Below are 17995 nucleotides of genomic sequence, written 5' to 3' on the forward strand. Positions count from 1 at the left end.
AAGAAATTTTTTGCTAATTTATGGTTGACTTTTCATAGCTGGTCTCCTTTAACGATATTCCTATAAAAAACTTTCCTCATTTTCTCTCATTATAAAACAGCGGTATTCTGAAACTCAAGTATTTCTTCACATCAGCACGTAAACAACTTTTTGTGTGAAATTATTCCGCAGATCTAAAGCAGCTTTTATTAATTCTTTTCTCCAATCAAAAATTTTGCCGATACCTTTATTAAATAATCCGAAAATCCTGCTTTTTGTACACCTCTTTTTGCTATGATATCGCTGCGCCCGATTTCATTTCCATCCAGAGTATAAACGATCGAGCCTACAACATCTCCTTTTCGAACCGGCGCTAATATCTTTTTATTTATTTTCTCAATTTTTTTAATTTTCTTCATATCCTTTCCTTTTACATCTAGATAAGTAAACTTTTCTCCGCGCTCTACTTCTATATTTTCTTCGACTCCATTTTTTACAACTGCATATTTTGTTTTCATCGGTTTCTCGTCCGAATACACCTGACATTTTCCAAAACCGTAATTCATCATTTTAACCGCATCCGCAAATCTCTCCTTCGATGTATCGGCAGCCATAACAACCGCGATCAACTCCACATCATCCTTCTTTCCCGTTGCCGAAACGCAAAATTTTGCTTCTCCTGTCGACCCTGTTTTCAAACCGGTAGCATATTCATACTGCCTTACAAGTTTATTTGTATTTGTAAGTCCAAATTCCGAAGTACCTTTCTTCGTTTCATGAGTAATATTTTCCATCCATGTCATCGCATACTCATGAATCTGAGGATATTTCGTAATTAATTCCCGCGACATCAGCGCAATATCTCTTGCAGTCGTCACATGCCCCTGTGCATCTAAACCGTTGCAATTTACAAAATTTGTATTATGCATCCCCAATGCTTTTGCCCGCTTGTTCATTTCTTGTACAAAAGCCTCTTCACTGCCGCTTATATACTCTGCCATTGCCACACAAGCATCGTTTGCACTTGCGATTGAAATGCACTTTAGCATTGTATCGACCGTCTGAGTTTCCCCTGTCTCTAAAAACACCTGAGAGCCGCCCATAGACGCTGCAAATTCCGATACGGGAACTTTATCTTCCAAAGAAATTTTTTTACTTTCAACAGCATCAAAAATAAGAAGCATTGTCATAATTTTCGTAACACTTGCAGGTGGACGTTTCGTATCCGCATCCTGTTCAAACAATACCGTTCCGGTAGATGCTTCCATCAAAAGAGCTGAAGGAGCACCGATTTGCATACTTGTATCCTCCTTTTTTGCGCCTTTATTTAGTTCTTCTTCATTCTCTGTATTGTTATCTTCTATCTTGCTGTTTTCTGTATTTTGATCTTTTGTTTCTTTATTTTCCGGCGCTAATAACATTTCCTTGCCTTTTACCGTATATGCGTTTCCCAACATGCAACAGATCATCAATGCACATAAAACACCTGCGATTACCGTTCTTGCATTTCTCATTTTTGATCCACTCTCCAAAATTTCATCTATTATAAATATAAGCAAATCCTGCAAAAAGTATTACTTAATCTCTCTTTTTCCTCAAGATAGATTTCAGCATATAACTGCGCTGACTAAAAATAACTATCCTATAAAAGCCTCTCAAATCTTGCTCATTTTTACCTGTTGTAGGTTTGTCAAACATATGTTACACCCCGATCAATAAATTCCCTCAGAACAGTTTGTGGTGATTTCCACCCCAGAGGTCTCATGGGAAACTGGTTATAATCCCTACGGTTATAGGTTTGAAGCTGCTTGGAAAAATCCTCAAAGGAATAGAAAGTATGCGAGGTATAAAAACGTTCATTATCCTTGCGGTGGCTGCGTTCCACTTTTCCGTTATGACGTGGTGTAAAGGGTCGGATCAGTTTATGTTGGATGCCAAGTTCTTTTAAAGTCCGTTGGAATAAAGTCAATGTTTCTTTGCCGGAAGTGGAAAAGCGCTTTGTAAACTCCACGCCGTTGTCTGTCTGAACGCATTCGATTGGCATAGGAAAGCGTTGGATCAGATGCTTGAGGAACTGTGCGGATGAATAGGTGCTGTGTTCTTCAAAAGCTTCCACATACCGCCAGCGGGAGTACTCATCAATGGCGGTATACTGATAGAATTTCTTTCCTTTCGCATTATTGACAAGACAACATGCAGGAACGAATTTCACATCGACCTGGATACGCTGTCCGGGATATTTCATCTGCTCATAAGGCTTCGGAATATATTTGGGATTCGGAAGTTTTTGAGCCAAGATTCCCTGTTTCTTCAGAAAACGATACAATCCTGGGATGGAACGTTTATAACCGCGCTGCATAAGTTTGACCCAAAAGACAACCAGACCAGAATGGGGATTGCGCCTACGCATATCTTGGATCAGCTTGATTTCTTCAGGTGTATGCTGATTGGGATGGTGATGGGGACGGCGTGAACGATCGCGGAGAGACTCTATTGTGCCGTCATAGCGGCGCTTCCAACGATAAATATACTGGCGGTTTGTCTTATATTTAATTGCTGCTTTTGAGACACCATATTTTTCGGCGAAACGGATCAGGGATAGACGATACCTCATATCTTGTGTTATACTTGCCATGCGGGAATACTTCCTTTCTTAAATGTTTAGGTTTGGTAGCTTAAAGCATAACACAGAAAAGGTATTTCCGCTTTTTAATTATTCAGTTGTAACACATGTATTGTAATCCTACACTCAAATCTTGCTCATTTTTACCTGTTTCATTGACTTTTATCAATCCGTAGAGTATATTAAGCAAGGGAGAATCAACGGGAAAATTAATAAGGAGGTCACTAATGAAGTCTCATACTTATTATGATATTTTAGGTGTTTCAAGAGATGCGACTTTAGACGAGATCACAACTGCTAAAAATGCACTGGCGAAAGTATATCATCCAGATGCAAATGCACATAAAAATATTGACACAACCGCTTTTATGCAGGAGATACTTGAGGCATACCGGGTTTTATCGAATCCGGAAAAGCGCCGCAAATATAACCAAGAAACATTCGGCGAAACCGAACGCGTTTTCAAAACATTTACATTAACTCCGGAAAACGAAGAAGAAAATACAGGTTCTTTTGTCACATATTGGAATATGTCTAATCAGCTTAGAACTATACTCAATAAAAGCATTCGGTTGATGAAGCAGGAAACACAAAAGAAAACACTGACCCAACGCGTTTTTCAGAAATGGGGCAAATATCAAAAAGAAGAAACGATCCGCAATCAGCAGATCGCAAAATTATCCACACAGGCCGTCCAATATATTACCGCTCTTAAAATGGCTGGAATTCCGATGGATTACTGGAGTTCCGATGCAATGAATTGGATACTTGTACGTTGGGGGCAAAAACAATCTGTCGATTATCATACTCTCTTTTCACGCTATGATGATTATGTAGAAGAAACATTGTCAAATTCCGAAAAAATTCGATTAAAAAATCAAAACAAACGTTTTCATCACAATTTAAAAAAACTGCTCTCCTACGCTTTAAAAGCGTAAGAGGCAGTCATTCAAAAGAGCCTCGCAACCCTTTTTTACATCTCTGTAAGTCGTATCAAAGTCACCTGTATACCACGGATCTGCAATGTCTTTTCCTTTTTCCTCTGTAAAATCAAGCAGCTTCGATACTTTCCCTTCAGGATCTGAATTACCTATAATTCTGTTTATATTTCTAATATTCCATGAATCCATACCAATAATATAATCATATTCATCATATTCATGTTTCTGCATTTGACGCGCTTTATGATTTCCGCAATAAATTCCGACTTCTTCTAACTTATGACGCGTTCCGTAGTGAACCGGATTACCGATCTCCTCGCGACTTGTAGCCGCAGAGTCAATGAAAAAAGTATCCGATAAACCAGATTTATTAACTAATGCCTTCATTACATATTCTGCCATAGTAGAACGACAGATATTGCCGTGGCAGATAAAGAGCACTTTTATCATTGTTGCATAACCTCGCATTTCTTAGTTTTTCTTGGTTTTTCGGGCTTTGTAAGCCCTTGTACTTTTTTGTTTTCTGGCATAACCTGGTTTATTTTCGCATAATATCGTCCGCAAAAGGTGTAAAATAAGGTGTATGTTTTTCTATTTTACACCTTGCTATTTTCAATTAAAAATCGTAATTACACAACCTGAATCCGGGCAATTTCTTCCCTGGCATCCTCAAGATTTACATGCGTATATGTATTCAGCGTTACGCTGATATCTGAGTGGCCCATCAAATATTGCAATGCTTTTGGATTCATTCCGGATTTTGCCATATTTGAGCAATAGGTATGCCGACATACATGCGGTGTAATGACAGGCATCTGTACTTTATAAGTATTATTATACTTCTGAATGATGTGTTGAAAATAATGCTCCCAATGCAGGGAATAACAGATACTTTCATTTTTATCAAAGTATAAGAATCCACTTTTTCCATCTACCATAGGTTCTGATTTGGGCGGGTTCCGTTTTTCTATTATTTTCCGAAAGCATTCCTCTACATCCGCAGTCATAGGTATCTTTCTCGTTCCACTGGTTGTTTTAGTCTCTTGAATATAATATCCGATTTTTGATTTTTTCTGCAATTGATGATCGATGTTGATCGTATGCTCCTTGAAATCAATATCAGAAATCGTCAAACCACAAAATTCCGAAATGCGAAGACCTGTTTTAAACAATATGTAGATTCCCTCATAATACCTGCAAAAATGAGGATCCTCTTTCACAAATCGTAGAAACTTACGTTCCTCCGCTCTGCTGATTGCTTCTCTTGTCACACTGTCATTCACAACCACTTCCATTAGCTGAAACTGAAATGGATTTTTCCTGATCAGGTCATCATTCACTGCCAACTGAAATGCCGGACGAAGAACTCCTCGGATTGAATGGATGGAACTATAGCTTTTCTTTTCTACCTGCTGAAGATGTATCAGCCAACATTTTGCATCCGAAATCCGAACCGTATCAATCCTTCTTTTTCCAAATGGATCTTTCTTCAATAAATTGATAACTGTTCCGTATCCTGCAACTGTAGTAGGTCTGACACCGGTTTTTGTTGATGTATATTTTTCAACCAGTTCCAGTACCGTCATATTTCCGCCATTTGTTGCAATCTGTTCAAAATGATCTGCCTGGATTTTCTTCTCCATCTCCCGAAGCGATAAAGCCCGGCGCTTTCCTTTCGGAGTTGCATCGTTATGGTCTAAGCGCCAGCTATATACGCAGCGCTCCTTTCCCATCTCATCGACATACTTAAATCGATATCTGCCATCAGATAACTGTATTTCTCCATTGTGTAATATACGTCCTCTATGATCTCTCCTTTTTTCACTCATATTATTTTAGTCTCCTTCATCAAATGTTCATTTAACTTGGAAGACCGTCTCGGTTTATTCATTATACCACAAGACCTTCCCTTCGCTAAGATAGAATGAACATTATTTTCATTACTATTTTTTCTATTCTGTCACTTAAACTGTGCTGGCTGTATCCAGATAATCTTCAAATAATTTTCTTTTGAATCGGATGTGCGAACCAACTTCCAAAATAAAATCTGCTCCTTCATTTTCACCTGCAATCTGTCTTAATCTCTTTTCTCCGATTCCGTAATATTCAGCTGCTTCGGAAACATTTAAAGAATATTTCTTCCAAACAGGTATTGTTTTTTCTGTATGATTCATTCGCATTTCTCCTCCCCTCTGTTGGTATTCAACAAGGTTTTCGCTTTCTCCATTTTCATACTTGCAATCGCTTCTCGTTTGCTTGTGCCTCCAACATACATTGGCGTACACATTTCTAAAATACGGTCATAGATACGCCTTTTATCCAACATGGTCTCGCTTTTTATTTCTTTCAGTGGAAGATTAGTCGTAATGATCAATGGTCGTCCTGAACGGATCCTACGATCTATGACACTGAAAATAATTCCTAATGCATATTCTGAATTTCGTTCCACTCCAAGATCATCAATAATCAAAAGCTGGTAAGAAGCCAATGCATTGATATATTCCGTTTTGTCTGCCAGTGGAAATATATCATCGATAATGGTATTGAAATTTGTCATCTTCACCGTTACTTCCTGCTTAAGAAGTTCATTGGCAATGCACCCGGCAATATAACTTTTCCCGGTACCAACCGGTCCCCAAAACAAACAACCAATATGATTTCTTTTCATTTCATCCCAGTTATCAACATAATTTTTTGCCTTATGCATTACCGCATCTGACATATCTGCATTCTCAAATGTCCACTCTTCCATTCTGCTCTCATCAAAACAGATGCTTGTATTTCTGTTGACTAATTCCCGGTGTTCTTTGTCTTTAAAATATTTTTGTTCTTCTTCATATGCTTTTCTGTCACAAGCACATTGCCTGGAATGTTTCTTCATCCCCATAAAACCGCCCTCAGGGAAAAAAGCTTCTTTCGCTTCCCCACAGACTTTACAGTATCGCAAACCATCACTGCCTACACATACAGTATCTTCTTCTCTCATCACAAACTCTCTCCTTCCCCATAGCAATAATTTACTTCATGATATTTATTTCTTTTATTTTTCTCAGTTACTTTACTAGGTGCCACATTTCTGACTCCTGCACAGCCATTTTTACGACCAGATGATGGGTGCTTTTCCGACTCTATTACAGCCATCTTTTCAACCGCCTTATTGTCAACCGTCTGTAAACCGATCTCATCAGATGGAATTTTTACATATAAATGATTGGGTTTTGAAAATCCACCGGATCTGCGAACCAATAATCCCTCATCATCTAATTCCTTCAATGCTGTTTTTACAGAAGATTTGCATTTATCGATTTGAACAGACAATTCATCTATCGGAAAAGAAACATATTTATTCTTCAATGCATGTTCAACAACAAGCTTAACTCCATTTTGAAGATTAGATGAATGAGGCAAAACCCCCAATTCTGCTGCTTTCGTATAATAGTGCTCTGAACCATAATAGCTTTCTATAAATCCCTTGATTTTGGAAAGCTCTGCTTGATTTGTATTATCTTTTAATGCTTTCAAATCATAGTTTCGCTTATCCAAATTTATAATTCTTTCAAATACCGTTTTCATTGAACGTTGCTGCCCAAGATAGATAGCAACACCGCCGTTATGACACAACTTTATTGCATTATAAATGGCCACATCTGTAGATAATGATAAATCTGGAAAGTATTTATTACTTCTTTCTCGGGGTAACTTCTTCAATTGTTCAACTCGAAGGATTCGGGGAATATAATAATCTTCATTTGATTTATCATCAGAAAAGAAATGAATATCCCTTTGTGTCGATGAAAATCCTATTGATTTAGGTGTAGATACAATACTATCATCTGTCGCCAAACAACCTCTATCCTCAAACAACCACTGTGCAATATCCCCTGAATTTGGCAATACCGCAGATAGCAAAACCAACTGCTGTTCGCTCGTTATGTTCTGACGTATATGTGTTACTAATAACTCATATGTTGCACCTCTCCCTCCATCATCAAACATATGACCTTCATCAAACACAAATAAATCTATAGCACTTAAGAAAAACGGATCATGATGTAATACATAACTCAGTTTCTCTGGCGTACATATTAGTATCTGCCGTTTAATATCTTCAGAAAACAAATTCCAGAAATCATTTTGAAGTACATCAGAAAACTGATTTATCGTGACATCATTTCCAAAAGCTTTGTACATATCCATTGTTATTTCGTTGCACAACGCTCTTAATGGTGCCACTATAATAGCAATATTCGCTCGTTCAGATAAAAAAGCTGCTCTAATAATTAGTTCAATACTTCTTGTCTTGCCTACCCCTGTCGGAAGTTGAACGATAGAACTTTCTCCACGCAACAATCCCTTTTCGGCTATTAATCTTTGTGCTGGCCATAACATCTTTATTGACATCTTCTGCGTCTTCTTTAAGTTCAGTATCTTCTATGTAATTTCTTCGAATGTGCAATGCCCAGTCATCAAGAATACTTTCATCATCTTTATAATCAATTTTATAGCATTTTAACGGTATGTCATCTTTAATTACAATACCAGTTTCTTCAACTATCCAATCGATGTATTGTGGCTTTTCCATGTAGTATTCCTTTCCTAACTTTTAACCTTTATACATCCTTCAACAACATCCGGATTATTCTTAGATGTGATTTTATATGGTATCTCATCAATCTCATTTTTCACAAAAAGGATTGTCGGGAAAGCAACAGTTGTATTATGTTTTATATAATCTACTTTAAGCTTTACAATATACTTATCTTCACTTGAATAGAATCCATAACAAAACACATCTTTTATCTCATCAGTGAAATCATCACTATAATCCGGAACATATCCAGGCAAACCATATGGACGTGCTCCATACGAAGTTCTTCCATTTTGCTCTGATTCTGAATATTCAATATATTCAGATGTGCCTTCAATTCCGAACAAAATACTCATATCACAATCTGTAAGCAAATATCCTATCTCTGCATTATTAAACTTAGGGAATTCACCTAATGTAAGCAAGGATTCTTTTGGAACTTCAAACATAATTTCAGCATCTTCGTCAATGGCCTTACCACAATTCTGAATTGCTAATTTAATACAATTCATTCCAGAAAACGCTTTCTCAACCGGAGCCCATTCCAAAGCTTTAGAAATAGTTTCATGCAATCTTTTGATTTTCCAATATTTCTGCTTTTCTTCGGATGTTCCATTCAACTTAGGACCACTGAGTAGATTTGATGTTAAAGTATCTTGGTTTAAATTTCCAAGTTCAAAAAAGGAATCGGACAACTTACGCTCCAGCTGTTCAGCCACAGCAGTAATAAACTCTTTTTCATCTTCATCTATGTCAACAGGGCTTGTAAATCCAGCAAAAAAAGTATTAGCTGTAACAGATCTACCACCTACATTCATATCAGAAATCTCCTGATACATATTCTTAATCGAAGTAATGTATTCTTTCATGGTAATCTCTGCATTTAACACGAATGGGCATACCACCGCTTCTTCAGTCAATCTTCCAGTTTCGTCAATACCTAATAACTTTAACTCAGAACGATATTCATTGGCTGTTTCACTTACCCTCTTTTCTGTCAAAAAATGCATGGAAAGATGGGCAAAAAACATCTTTTTAAATTCTTCGTCGGATGAATAAGTGAAATATATTCCTTTGTCTTTATATTTGTCACGGAATGCTTGTATTTTCTCATAGCCGTCACCATTTATTTTTGATGGTGGGATAGGCTTATCCGAAAAATACATAAACACTTGTTTTCCAGATTGAAGCATAATTTCAATTTCTTCTTCTGTTCCAGAACCATACTCATCAGTAGGTGAGCCAAATCTTGTCCAGAAAATCGCAACTGCTGCATCACATTTATTTACAAACTGCTCGTTAAGTAATGCCTGTGGTTTTCCTCCAGACTGAGCATAAGAACTTTTACTCCAATGGCGAGTTTTTATTGTGATTCCTAAAGTTTCAGCATATAATTCATTAAACTCATCTAATGTCGATATAGTAAACAATAACCTTTTTAATGTCATTATCCAATTCTGGAATCGCCTGATGAATAATACGGTTCATGGTCACTTTATCAAGAAGTTTGGATGCGCTGTCCATTAAATTTGGCACGTAAGCAGGAATTGTACCAAGCTTGCTATCAGAGATAGCACCTTCCCAGAAAGAATCCAGAGAATCTTCATTTTTCAAGCCAGGAATCAAAAATTTAATTTTATCCATTGTCTGAACCGGATTACGATAAAGTTGAACTCCATCTTTAATTTCCAGCACATCGAATTCAGCCCCATCTGCGACAAGACGATCACGGGTTGTCTGAACAGAATTCAATCCAATATCACAATGAATAAATTTTCTGGCCAGTTTGTTTGCCACTGCTGCAGTAACACCACTACCTCCAAAAAAATCTGCAACTATCATATTTTCATTTGATGAAGATGTGATAATTCTATTCAATAGTGCTTCTGGTTTTTGCGTAGAATAATTTGCCGACTCAGCAGATCGACCTGCAACATACGCAATATCTGACCAATTATCATTTAAAGGAACTCCCGGAAGTTCGTCCATAAACACAATGCGGCAACGTTTGATAGGCTTTCCATTTTTTCCAAGTCTTACACGGCCATGGCTATTGGGAACTTCTGTTTGAGGGGCATTCCACAATTCTTCAAATTTTTCTGGCGTTGTTCTCCAACGTGCAACTGTGCCATGAAAATCGTAAGCTGCCATTTTATTCTGTGGATCAAGCATATTTTCAAATTTATAGTATCGTCCAGAAGGTGCTTTTGTCCATTCATCAGCAATGTACTCTTCTGTATAAGGTGTGTATTGTATATTAAATGGATACTCTTCTGAACGAGAATAGAAAAATATACTGTCTTTAACTCTACTATAATTTTGCTTACTATCATTATGTGAAGCTGTCCTTACCCAAGTAATTTCATTTCTAAAATTATCTTCACCAAACACTTCATCGAGAAGAATCTTAACATAATGCCCAATATGCCAATCAATATGTACATATATGGACGCATTTTCACTCATTACCGATTTAATCGCCATAAGATTTTCGTACATCCAGTTCAGATATTTTTCTTTATCCCATACATCACCATACATCTTTTCTTCAAAAGCTTTCAATTCATCTACATCCAGCTCTTGTTCAGCCTGTGCAATAACTTCTGCTACTTTCGGATTTCGACGAATATATACTTTCTTTGCGTAATCGGCACCACTTGCAAATGGTGGGTCAATGTAAACAAGGTCAACTTGAATGCCTTGCTCTTTAAGATAAGCACAGGCAGAAACACATTCTCCACGAATAACCATATTACCATCGGAGTTTTCGCCCACAGTTTCCTGTTTTTCCATTTCATATAAAGGCATGCCACGTTGCAATGTCATAGAAACATCGTCAGCGCCTTTGTATCTCAATATTCTATTAAAATTACCAAGCACAGCCTGTCCTTCCACCGGCTCCGGTATAAACGGTACATATTTAATTGGCATTATTTGATTCCTCCATTTTTCATATAACTTACAAATTGTTCAAAAGAAATTGCCATACTATATGATGTTATAAATTCTTGTGCCAATTTTGCTTTTTGTATGTCATCCAACTCGTCTAATGCCTTAATAAAATCAAGCAATTTATTTTTTGCATTAGTATATTTATCATCAAACTCTATGCCTACAGTAGGTCTAATTCCATTCATTACGCTTTCTCCTTAAAAAACTCACAGATTTTTTGATGTGTCTGTGTCAATCTATCTTTCTCTGGCATCGTATCTTCCAAATACAGGTAATCAAAACGTTCATAACCATACGCAGCATTATTCTGTTTTGAAAACTCTGTTTCCATAAAATTCTTCTTATCTTTAAAGACTGGATCTTTGGCATAAATCTGCCCCTTGGTTTCCACTACAATAACCTTATGGATAACGCCATCTTTTCGTTTAATGATAAGGAAGTCCGGTGTGTAAATACCAATGTAATTCCATTTTCCACTGGTTTTCTTATAGCACTTGATCTTAAACTCCGTCATAGCACGGTCGCCATTGTAATACACTTCCAGACCTAATTCTTCGATAATATCAAAGGACAATACTTCTCTTAAAAATGTTTGTTCAAAACCACTGTCTGTACGATATGGCAAGTAGTGGAACGAACGATTCTTATTTGGGTGAGATGATACACGCTGTTGCAATTCCAAAACGATTCTATCGTTTCCAGTTTCTATAGCGAGATCAATTAACTGCTGTGTCTTTTTATCAACTTTCAATTTTCCCTGATCGTCAGCCATTATGTTTTCAACAACATTCTGTCTTGGATAGTAGTCATCCAGATTATCTGCATATATCTCAGAAGTAAAATTCGCAATGTTCAACAAATTAGCTTCTTCTGGTATCAGTTCTTCTGTTGTATTGAAATCCGTTTTGTCACAAAAAGCTTTGCGAATATTGGCTTCTACCAACTTTTTATTGTACTTCGAACTGAAATATCGTGAGCCACCTTTTTCGTATGTGATTTTTTCATATACTACTTTTAACTGCTCTGTATATGCATTTAATTCTGCCATGGAAGGTGTTCCAAATCCACTTCTCATAATGCCATAAATCCAAGAATTAAAGGTTGCATATTCTGTACCATATTCAGCATCATCCACCTGGATACTGATATTATTTACATTCATAGAAAGATCTGTTGTTTTGATAATATTACCTGCAATTTGCGCTGAATCAACAGATTTTTCAATAGAAACTTCAGGATTTGCCTTTTCCACAGTAAGTGTAAAGTTATGTGCAAATGACGGATTTGTTGGCTCGTTATAAGCAAAATATAAATCCAAGTAAATAAATGCCGCCATCAAATACGTTTTACCTGCACCCATAGGAAGGCTAAACAGATAATCCGTATAGGAAACACCATAAAACGCATTACGAAAGAATTCATTATAATCAATTCCCGTTGGATCTTTCTTTATCTGTTTTTCCAGTTTTTCAGATACCTGTTCACCTTTATCATTTGTCAAACATGCATATTCAAACAATGTCGCTGCCGCTGGATTCTGAAACAAATATTCACGAGTGGATTTTGACAATTCTATCTCATTCAAATCAATAGAATTAAAGAATCCCTGTCTAAACAGCTGTGTCAACGGCTTACATTCACAGGCAATTTTTAGAAACAGATATACCTTAATAGCCTCAATCTGAGCATCACGCATCTGCCCTGTTTTCTCTATATATTCAATTAAGTTTTTAACCGTACACCGTTCTGATTCATACCATTGTGTACACTTATTTTCTATCATTTTATAGAACATGTATTTACTCCCGTCTTTGAAATGTATATCATTATTTTTTCTCAAAGCACAAATTTTTCACTTTGAATCACGTTTAATATGCAATTCTAAAATAATCCAAATACGCCTTATACTTGTCCTGTGCGGTCAGGCAGGTATCAGTCAGATATCCTTTTTCATTGTTCCATTCTTTCAATCCACGATAATAGAACATCTTCAGATTATCCTCGATGATAAACGGAACGATATTATATTTCAGGCATTCCTTAAACATAATTAATCTGCCCACACGACCGTTGCCGTCCTGGAATGGATGGATACGTTCAAACTTCACATGGAAATCCAGAATATCCTCAAAATTCTTTTCTTCTTTTCCGTTGTACTCTGTCAGCAGAGTTTTCATTTTATCGGCAACTTCTTCCGGAAGTGCTGTATCCATACCACCGACTTCATTCGGTATCTTTTTATAATCGCCTACTGCAAACCAATCTTTTCTGGAATCACTAGTACCGCTCTTCAAGATCAGATGAAGTTCTTTGATAAACTTCTCTGTCAGAACTGCCTTTGCATTATCAATAATCATATCAATACAGCGGAAGTGATTTGCTGTTTCAATCACATCGTCCACATTCAGCACATCTTTTTCTACACCGATGGTGTTGGTTTCAAAGATATATCTGGTCTGATCATGGGTCAGGCGGCTGCCTTCAATATGATTGGAGTTATATGTTAAATCAATCTGTGTCTTATGATAAATCCCACCAGAGTATTTACTTGCCTTCTGCTCCTGCAGAATATCCAGCAATGTAATTGGCTGCTCTTTCTTTTTATTGGAACGCTCCGGCTTTTCTGCATTTTCGGGAATTCTCCACGTCTTTCCTATAAGAAAAGCACCATCCACTCGTCCATGAGCACAATAATTTCTAACACTTCGCTCTGATATATTCCATTTTTTTGCTATTTCAGTAACTGAAAGATGTTTCATCTGCTATCCTCCGTCATAAATCAAAAACGTACTAATCTATTACTTAGTATATCATATTATCGGCAAAAATACTATTATTTTCAGCCGATACATTATTCTTTTTAGCCGATACGTAACGCCTTTTTCCTTCAATCAAAAAAGACGTAAGTTTTCCCTACGTCTTGATTACCAATCCGATCTTCCAAAGGTGTAAATAAGGTGTAAATTCTACGTTTCCATCCAAGAACCCCAATAAACTCAAGGCTTTTGCCCCGTCCCTTAAACACTGCCGTGGCAGATGAAAAGTATTTTTATCATTGTTTTATTTCTCCTTGAATTGCCCCGGAATGCCCTTGTTTGCAAGGGATTTCGGGGATTTGTGAAATGTGTGATTTAGGTGGCATCTTGGCAAAATGGTGCAAGATGGAGCATGTTGTTACTACCTGTTAGTAGTAAAGTTAGTAGTAAAACGGAATGGGTTACTACTAAGGATTATATATTATAATCTGCATATACTGAAAGCATACTCTCAACACTCTTCACAAAGTTCTTAGAATTATCATCAAACTCGTACTCTCCAAGTATGGTATGATACACATTTCCCGTATATTCTGTAACAAAAATTGCATCGTATAACTGTTGGATTTTTTGTTCAACAGTAACTACACTCTTACCTTCTTCCACTTCAAAGGCTTCATTTCTATTCAGCAATCGTGTAGCCAACCATTCTCCCTTATCAGAATCTTTATAAATATCCATAAGTGGTTTCGAACTTTTTCCGCATACAAATTGGTTATATAACGATATATCAACAATTTTTAGTCCTACAAGAATTGGAACCACATACATCAATAAAAGTTGTCTTCCTTTTTCATCTGAAAAAGAAAAATCAAATTTTCTACTCTCATGTGTAGGCTCATATGCTGCTGTTTTCACTTGTCGATAAAAACGAGTGGCTTCACGCAACTCCATATTATATGTATCTATTACTTTTCGACATATTTTTTCTAAGACATAACTAGATTCCAACCCCATTTCCCTATAAAATGCAGTTTTATCTGCTGGTGGCAAGGATATTCTCATATCAAAAAATCTGTCTAAATATCTGCACGCATCAAATGTATTACCATAATAATGCTTTATTGTATGTTGTAGCTCACCTAAATTAACAGAAAAAACAAACGTAATTCTGTCATCATATAAATAATGTTTTATTCTTTCTAATAATTGAACAGCATAGCTTGGCTTACATCTATCCAATTCATCTATGAAAACCACTAACCGATTTCCTCTTTCAACTAACAACTCCGTAAAGAAATTTTTAATATTCTCGTGTAAATCTTTTTCTTCTTTAATCTTTGTAAGCGGATTATCGCTTTTTAAGTTTTCAATAATACCGTTTATATTTCTACCAGTAAGTGCCTCTAACACAGACCCCGCCAACTTGAATGCATTGCTATTATCATCAAAAGCATAATTTATTCCTAACTGCTTTATTATTTCGTACACCAAAGACAATACCGGGTCTGTACCATTATCATTTTCCCATGCGTCATAATAAACTGCCACATCATAATTCTCTGGCATGTCTTCTGCTTTTTTCGGAAATGGAAGTGCGTATACAATACTTGCTTTCTTTTCATCATCCATATCGCTCATCGGATTTTTTGCATTTATTAGCAACATAGATTGTTTCACAAAAAAAGTCTTTCCACTCCCCCATCTGCCATCAATAGCAATAGAAGAAGCTCCTTCTTGTACTAATATCAAATCATAAAAACGCACTAAATCTTTGTTTCGTTTCAATAAATCTTTGTCCAATGTATGTATCAAATTTTCTTCTGTAGGAATCAATTCAAAACTATTCATGCCCATTTTCCTCCTGTAAAATATCTTGTAACTGTTTATTTCGATTAATAATTACATCCACAATATATTCTAGAAACTTAACATACTGTTCTGGTTTCAACTTTAATAACTTTTCAACAGTATCATATTTATCGTTTTCTAAAATTTCCTCTATGAATACACTTCTATAAATACTACCATAAACTAGTTTCGTAAATTTAGCATGCCGTTTATAATACACATTGGGTATATCATAGCAATGTGCCATTCCTCTATTTATATTCGCCCCTGGCCATGTTGGAATTATGTTTCCTATATCATAGTAGTGTTCTAAAAATCCTTTTATTTCCGGTAAATCGTTTACGTCACTAAATTGTGGATAATTCTCACTTAAAAACTTATCGGAATAAAGGCGCTGTCTCGTATCCCCCTTTTCATCTTTCACCTTAATATCCGTCTTCACATTATCTCCAAATAATTGTCGATAATAAATAAAAACCCCAATAGCATATACTCCTCTAAAAGAGAATAATACATCCGGACATTCCCAATTCAGTTTTATGATTTTATCAACATTATATTTTTCAACAGTTTCTCTCTTATGAAAAAATTCTTCTACAGATTGTAATTTCATCTTTAGCACTTCCTCTTTAAAAGATAGCATTTATATTATACTATTTCTTTTGATAATCCGCCACAAATTCAATTTCAGCAACATTGTAAAAAACGCCCCAGCCAAGCCGGAGCGTTATCCATCTTCTGTATCAAATTACCTTAAACATCTTCTGTGACATCGGTTTCTCCTTCTTCTGTTCAACCTCCGCCCGTGCCTTCCTAAACTCTTCTATTCGTTTCAGTTCTTCCTCAGCATCATCAAATCCGATATGCGTGTACACATTCATCGTGACTGATATATCCGAATGCCCCATAAGATACTGTAATGTCTTGGGATTCATTCCCGGTTTTGCCATATTGCTGCAATAGGTGTGTCGGCATACATGAAGCGTGATGTTTGGCATCTGCACCCGGTAAATATCATTGTATCTGCCGACCATGTGATTGAATCGATGCTGCCAATGCATTGCCACAAGTGGCATTCCATTATCATCATAGAATAGGAATCCGCTATAGCCGTCTATATCTTTCTCCACTTTCGATGCATTCCTGTCCTCGATGATTGCCTGAAACATTTCTGCTACATCCTCTGTTATCGGTAGTACCCTTGTTCCAGCATCTGTCTTTGTGGTTTCTATGATATATCGCATATCCGATGTTCTCTGCAACTGGTGGTCGATATTCACTGTCATTTTCTCAAGATCAATGTCCTTTAGTGTCAGTCCACAAAATTCCGATATTCGCATTCCCGTATGAAAGAGTATGTACACCACTTCATAATATTTACAATATGCCACATCGTCATGCACAAACTTTAGAAACTTCCGCATCTGGTCTTTGTAAATTACCTCTCTTGTGACTGCATCATTTACCAATACTCCGGCAAGCTGAAATCCGAATGGATTCTTTACCAGAATATCATCATCCACCGCCATCTGAAAGGCTGGTCGCAGCACTCCTCGAATGGTATGAATGGAACTGTAGCTTTTCCCATCTTCCTGCTACAATTTGATAAGGAACAGCTTTGCATCGGATGTTTTCACACTTCGTATCGTCTTTTTGCCAAATGTTTCCTTCGCAAGCAATCTCTGCACTGTAACATATCCCTGTTTCGTACTTTGCCTTACTCCTGTCTTTGTTTTCAAATATCGGTCTACCAGTTCACAGACAGTCATCTGTCCGTCCACGATATTTACAAGCAGTTCCAAATCTGTGTTTACCTGTTTTTCCAACTCACGAAGGGAAAGGCATGGCTTTTTACCCTTTGGAAGTTTATCCGTAGGCTCCAGTTTCCAACTGTATACAAAATGTGGTTTTCCATCAATATGATATTTATATTGATATTTTCTGTCTGCTCTTACACTCTCTCCCGGTCTTAATACTCTACGTTTGGAATCCCGCCTTGTCTGTCCCCTTCCTGCCTTTGCCATTATACCCGTCTCCTTAGTTCTGGATGGTTATGCAGATACCTTTCAAAGGCTACACGAAGAATCAGCTTGCGTTCTCCGTAGTATGCCAGAAACTCTTCTCCATCCGTATCATTCAATAAATCATAAAATTTTCTCCTGCTTAAAACGAAATATTCAATTGCCTCAGAAGGATTCAAAATATCCTTTTCCGCTAAATTTGGTCTTGCCATAAAGCACTTTCTTTCTGCCAAAAGTGGCTGTTTTCAAGGGTTTTCGGGGTCATCCTATGTTCGCTCTTATGC

At 36.8% G+C, this 17995-nt stretch carries 17 protein-coding genes and 1 pseudogene; 1 reads left to right on the top strand and 17 read right to left on the bottom strand.

Features of this window, described 5'->3' with window-relative positions; translation table 11 throughout:
* Positions 1-188 precede the first annotated feature (188 nt).
* Both ACH9UM_RS04615 and ACH9UM_RS04620 read right to left on the bottom strand, forming a co-directional pair.
* Positions 189-1493, bottom strand: coding sequence for a D-alanyl-D-alanine carboxypeptidase family protein (locus ACH9UM_RS04615; RefSeq protein WP_009242706.1), 1305 nt, complete (start codon positions 1491-1493; stop codon positions 189-191).
* A 176-nt stretch (positions 1494-1669) separates the two neighbouring features.
* Positions 1670-2614: a DDE-type integrase/transposase/recombinase gene (locus tag ACH9UM_RS04620; RefSeq protein WP_009243765.1), complete on the bottom strand. Its 945-nt coding sequence runs from the start codon at positions 2612-2614 to the stop codon at positions 1670-1672.
* Positions 2615-2829: 215 nt separating this feature from the next.
* Here ACH9UM_RS04620 and ACH9UM_RS04625 point away from each other — a divergent pair, with 215 nt between their 5' ends.
* Positions 2830-3540: a J domain-containing protein gene (locus tag ACH9UM_RS04625; RefSeq protein WP_004845009.1), complete on the top strand. Its 711-nt coding sequence runs from the start codon at positions 2830-2832 to the stop codon at positions 3538-3540.
* Here ACH9UM_RS04625 and ACH9UM_RS04630 read toward each other — a convergent pair.
* The 15 genes and pseudogenes from ACH9UM_RS04630 to ACH9UM_RS04700 form a co-directional block, all read right to left on the bottom strand.
* Positions 3529-3993: a low molecular weight protein-tyrosine-phosphatase gene (locus ACH9UM_RS04630; RefSeq protein ID WP_009242707.1), complete on the bottom strand. Its 465-nt coding sequence runs from the start codon at positions 3991-3993 to the stop codon at positions 3529-3531. The two genes, ACH9UM_RS04625 and ACH9UM_RS04630, sit on opposite strands and share 12 nt — an antisense overlap.
* A 179-nt stretch (positions 3994-4172) precedes the next feature.
* Entirely contained in the window at positions 4173-5372 is a 1200-nt protein-coding gene (locus tag ACH9UM_RS04635; RefSeq protein ID WP_400092088.1) for a tyrosine-type recombinase/integrase, read from the bottom strand.
* 135 nt (positions 5373-5507) lie between these two features.
* Positions 5508-5717 carry an excisionase gene (locus tag ACH9UM_RS04640; RefSeq protein ID WP_004844954.1) on the bottom strand — a complete coding sequence of 70 codons (210 nt, stop codon included), beginning with the start codon at positions 5715-5717 and terminating at the stop codon, positions 5508-5510.
* A complete protein-coding gene (locus ACH9UM_RS04645) occupies positions 5714-6529 on the bottom strand; it encodes an ATP-binding protein (RefSeq protein ID WP_400092092.1) in 816 nt (271 codons plus the stop codon). Before ACH9UM_RS04645 ends, ACH9UM_RS04640 begins: the two co-directional genes overlap by 4 nt.
* The gene (locus ACH9UM_RS04650) at positions 6529-7932 is read right to left on the bottom strand and encodes a DEAD/DEAH box helicase (protein WP_400092094.1); all 1404 of its coding nucleotides are present in this window, start codon (positions 7930-7932) and stop codon (positions 6529-6531) included. The genes ACH9UM_RS04645 and ACH9UM_RS04650 overlap by 1 nt, the downstream gene beginning before the upstream one ends.
* On the bottom strand, positions 7829-8125 hold the full coding sequence (locus tag ACH9UM_RS04655) for a hypothetical protein (protein ID WP_400092097.1): 297 nt from the start codon (positions 8123-8125) through the stop codon (positions 7829-7831). Before ACH9UM_RS04655 ends, ACH9UM_RS04650 begins: the two co-directional genes overlap by 104 nt.
* Positions 8126-8139: 14 nt before the next feature.
* Positions 8140-9579, bottom strand: coding sequence for a hypothetical protein (locus ACH9UM_RS04660; protein ID WP_400092099.1), 1440 nt, complete (start codon positions 9577-9579; stop codon positions 8140-8142).
* Positions 9536-11062 carry a DNA methyltransferase gene (locus ACH9UM_RS04665; RefSeq protein ID WP_400092101.1) on the bottom strand — a complete coding sequence of 509 codons (1527 nt, stop codon included), beginning with the start codon at positions 11060-11062 and terminating at the stop codon, positions 9536-9538. Before ACH9UM_RS04665 ends, ACH9UM_RS04660 begins: the two co-directional genes overlap by 44 nt.
* Positions 11062-11268 carry a hypothetical protein gene (locus ACH9UM_RS04670; RefSeq protein ID WP_009243564.1) on the bottom strand — a complete coding sequence of 69 codons (207 nt, stop codon included), beginning with the start codon at positions 11266-11268 and terminating at the stop codon, positions 11062-11064. Before ACH9UM_RS04670 ends, ACH9UM_RS04665 begins: the two co-directional genes overlap by 1 nt.
* Positions 11268-12878 carry a hypothetical protein gene (locus tag ACH9UM_RS04675; protein WP_400092104.1) on the bottom strand — a complete coding sequence of 537 codons (1611 nt, stop codon included), beginning with the start codon at positions 12876-12878 and terminating at the stop codon, positions 11268-11270. The genes ACH9UM_RS04670 and ACH9UM_RS04675 overlap by 1 nt, the downstream gene beginning before the upstream one ends.
* A gap of 73 nt (positions 12879-12951) precedes the next feature.
* The gene (locus tag ACH9UM_RS04680) at positions 12952-13842 is read right to left on the bottom strand and encodes a DNA-binding protein (protein ID WP_009243566.1); all 891 of its coding nucleotides are present in this window, start codon (positions 13840-13842) and stop codon (positions 12952-12954) included.
* Positions 13843-14313: 471 nt separating this feature from the next.
* Positions 14314-15690, bottom strand: coding sequence for a P-loop NTPase fold protein (locus ACH9UM_RS04685; protein ID WP_081017356.1), 1377 nt, complete (start codon positions 15688-15690; stop codon positions 14314-14316).
* Positions 15683-16303, bottom strand: coding sequence for a hypothetical protein (locus tag ACH9UM_RS04690; protein WP_400092107.1), 621 nt, complete (start codon positions 16301-16303; stop codon positions 15683-15685). The genes ACH9UM_RS04685 and ACH9UM_RS04690 overlap by 8 nt, the downstream gene beginning before the upstream one ends.
* Before the next feature lie 130 nt (positions 16304-16433).
* Positions 16434-17714: pseudogene (locus ACH9UM_RS04695) on the bottom strand (tyrosine-type recombinase/integrase).
* Positions 17714-17923, bottom strand: a complete 210-nt coding sequence (locus ACH9UM_RS04700) for an excisionase (protein WP_009321143.1) — start codon at positions 17921-17923, stop codon at positions 17714-17716. The pseudogene ACH9UM_RS04695 and the gene ACH9UM_RS04700 overlap by 1 nt, the downstream one beginning before the upstream one ends.
* Between the last annotated feature and the right edge of the window lie 72 nt (positions 17924-17995).

The sequence above is a fragment of the Mediterraneibacter torques genome (genome assembly GCF_044591705.1).
Lineage (GTDB): Bacteria > Bacillota > Clostridia > Lachnospirales > Lachnospiraceae > Mediterraneibacter > Mediterraneibacter torques.

Coding starts and splice junctions, on each gene's coding strand:
- ACH9UM_RS04625 (WP_004845009.1), top strand. CDS start 2,830: ATGAAGTCTCATACTTATTATGATATTTTAGGTGTTTCAAGAGATGCG.
- ACH9UM_RS04660 (WP_400092099.1), bottom strand. CDS start 9,579: ATGACATTAAAAAGGTTATTGTTTACTATATCGACATTAGATGAGTTT.
- ACH9UM_RS04630 (WP_009242707.1), bottom strand. CDS start 3,993: ATGATAAAAGTGCTCTTTATCTGCCACGGCAATATCTGTCGTTCTACT.
- ACH9UM_RS04650 (WP_400092094.1), bottom strand. CDS start 7,932: ATGTTATGGCCAGCACAAAGATTAATAGCCGAAAAGGGATTGTTGCGT.
- ACH9UM_RS04700 (WP_009321143.1), bottom strand. CDS start 17,923: ATGGCAAGACCAAATTTAGCGGAAAAGGATATTTTGAATCCTTCTGAG.
- ACH9UM_RS04645 (WP_400092092.1), bottom strand. CDS start 6,529: ATGAGAGAAGAAGATACTGTATGTGTAGGCAGTGATGGTTTGCGATAC.
- ACH9UM_RS04615 (WP_009242706.1), bottom strand. CDS start 1,493: ATGAGAAATGCAAGAACGGTAATCGCAGGTGTTTTATGTGCATTGATG.
- ACH9UM_RS04670 (WP_009243564.1), bottom strand. CDS start 11,268: ATGAATGGAATTAGACCTACTGTAGGCATAGAGTTTGATGATAAATAT.
- ACH9UM_RS04685 (WP_081017356.1), bottom strand. CDS start 15,690: ATGAATAGTTTTGAATTGATTCCTACAGAAGAAAATTTGATACATACA.
- ACH9UM_RS04635 (WP_400092088.1), bottom strand. CDS start 5,372: ATGAGTGAAAAAAGGAGAGATCATAGAGGACGTATATTACACAATGGA.
- ACH9UM_RS04690 (WP_400092107.1), bottom strand. CDS start 16,303: ATGAAATTACAATCTGTAGAAGAATTTTTTCATAAGAGAGAAACTGTT.
- ACH9UM_RS04655 (WP_400092097.1), bottom strand. CDS start 8,125: ATGGAAAAGCCACAATACATCGATTGGATAGTTGAAGAAACTGGTATT.
- ACH9UM_RS04665 (WP_400092101.1), bottom strand. CDS start 11,062: ATGCCAATTAAATATGTACCGTTTATACCGGAGCCGGTGGAAGGACAG.
- ACH9UM_RS04620 (WP_009243765.1), bottom strand. CDS start 2,614: ATGGCAAGTATAACACAAGATATGAGGTATCGTCTATCCCTGATCCGT.
- ACH9UM_RS04680 (WP_009243566.1), bottom strand. CDS start 13,842: ATGAAACATCTTTCAGTTACTGAAATAGCAAAAAAATGGAATATATCA.
- ACH9UM_RS04675 (WP_400092104.1), bottom strand. CDS start 12,878: ATGTTCTATAAAATGATAGAAAATAAGTGTACACAATGGTATGAATCA.
- ACH9UM_RS04640 (WP_004844954.1), bottom strand. CDS start 5,717: ATGAATCATACAGAAAAAACAATACCTGTTTGGAAGAAATATTCTTTA.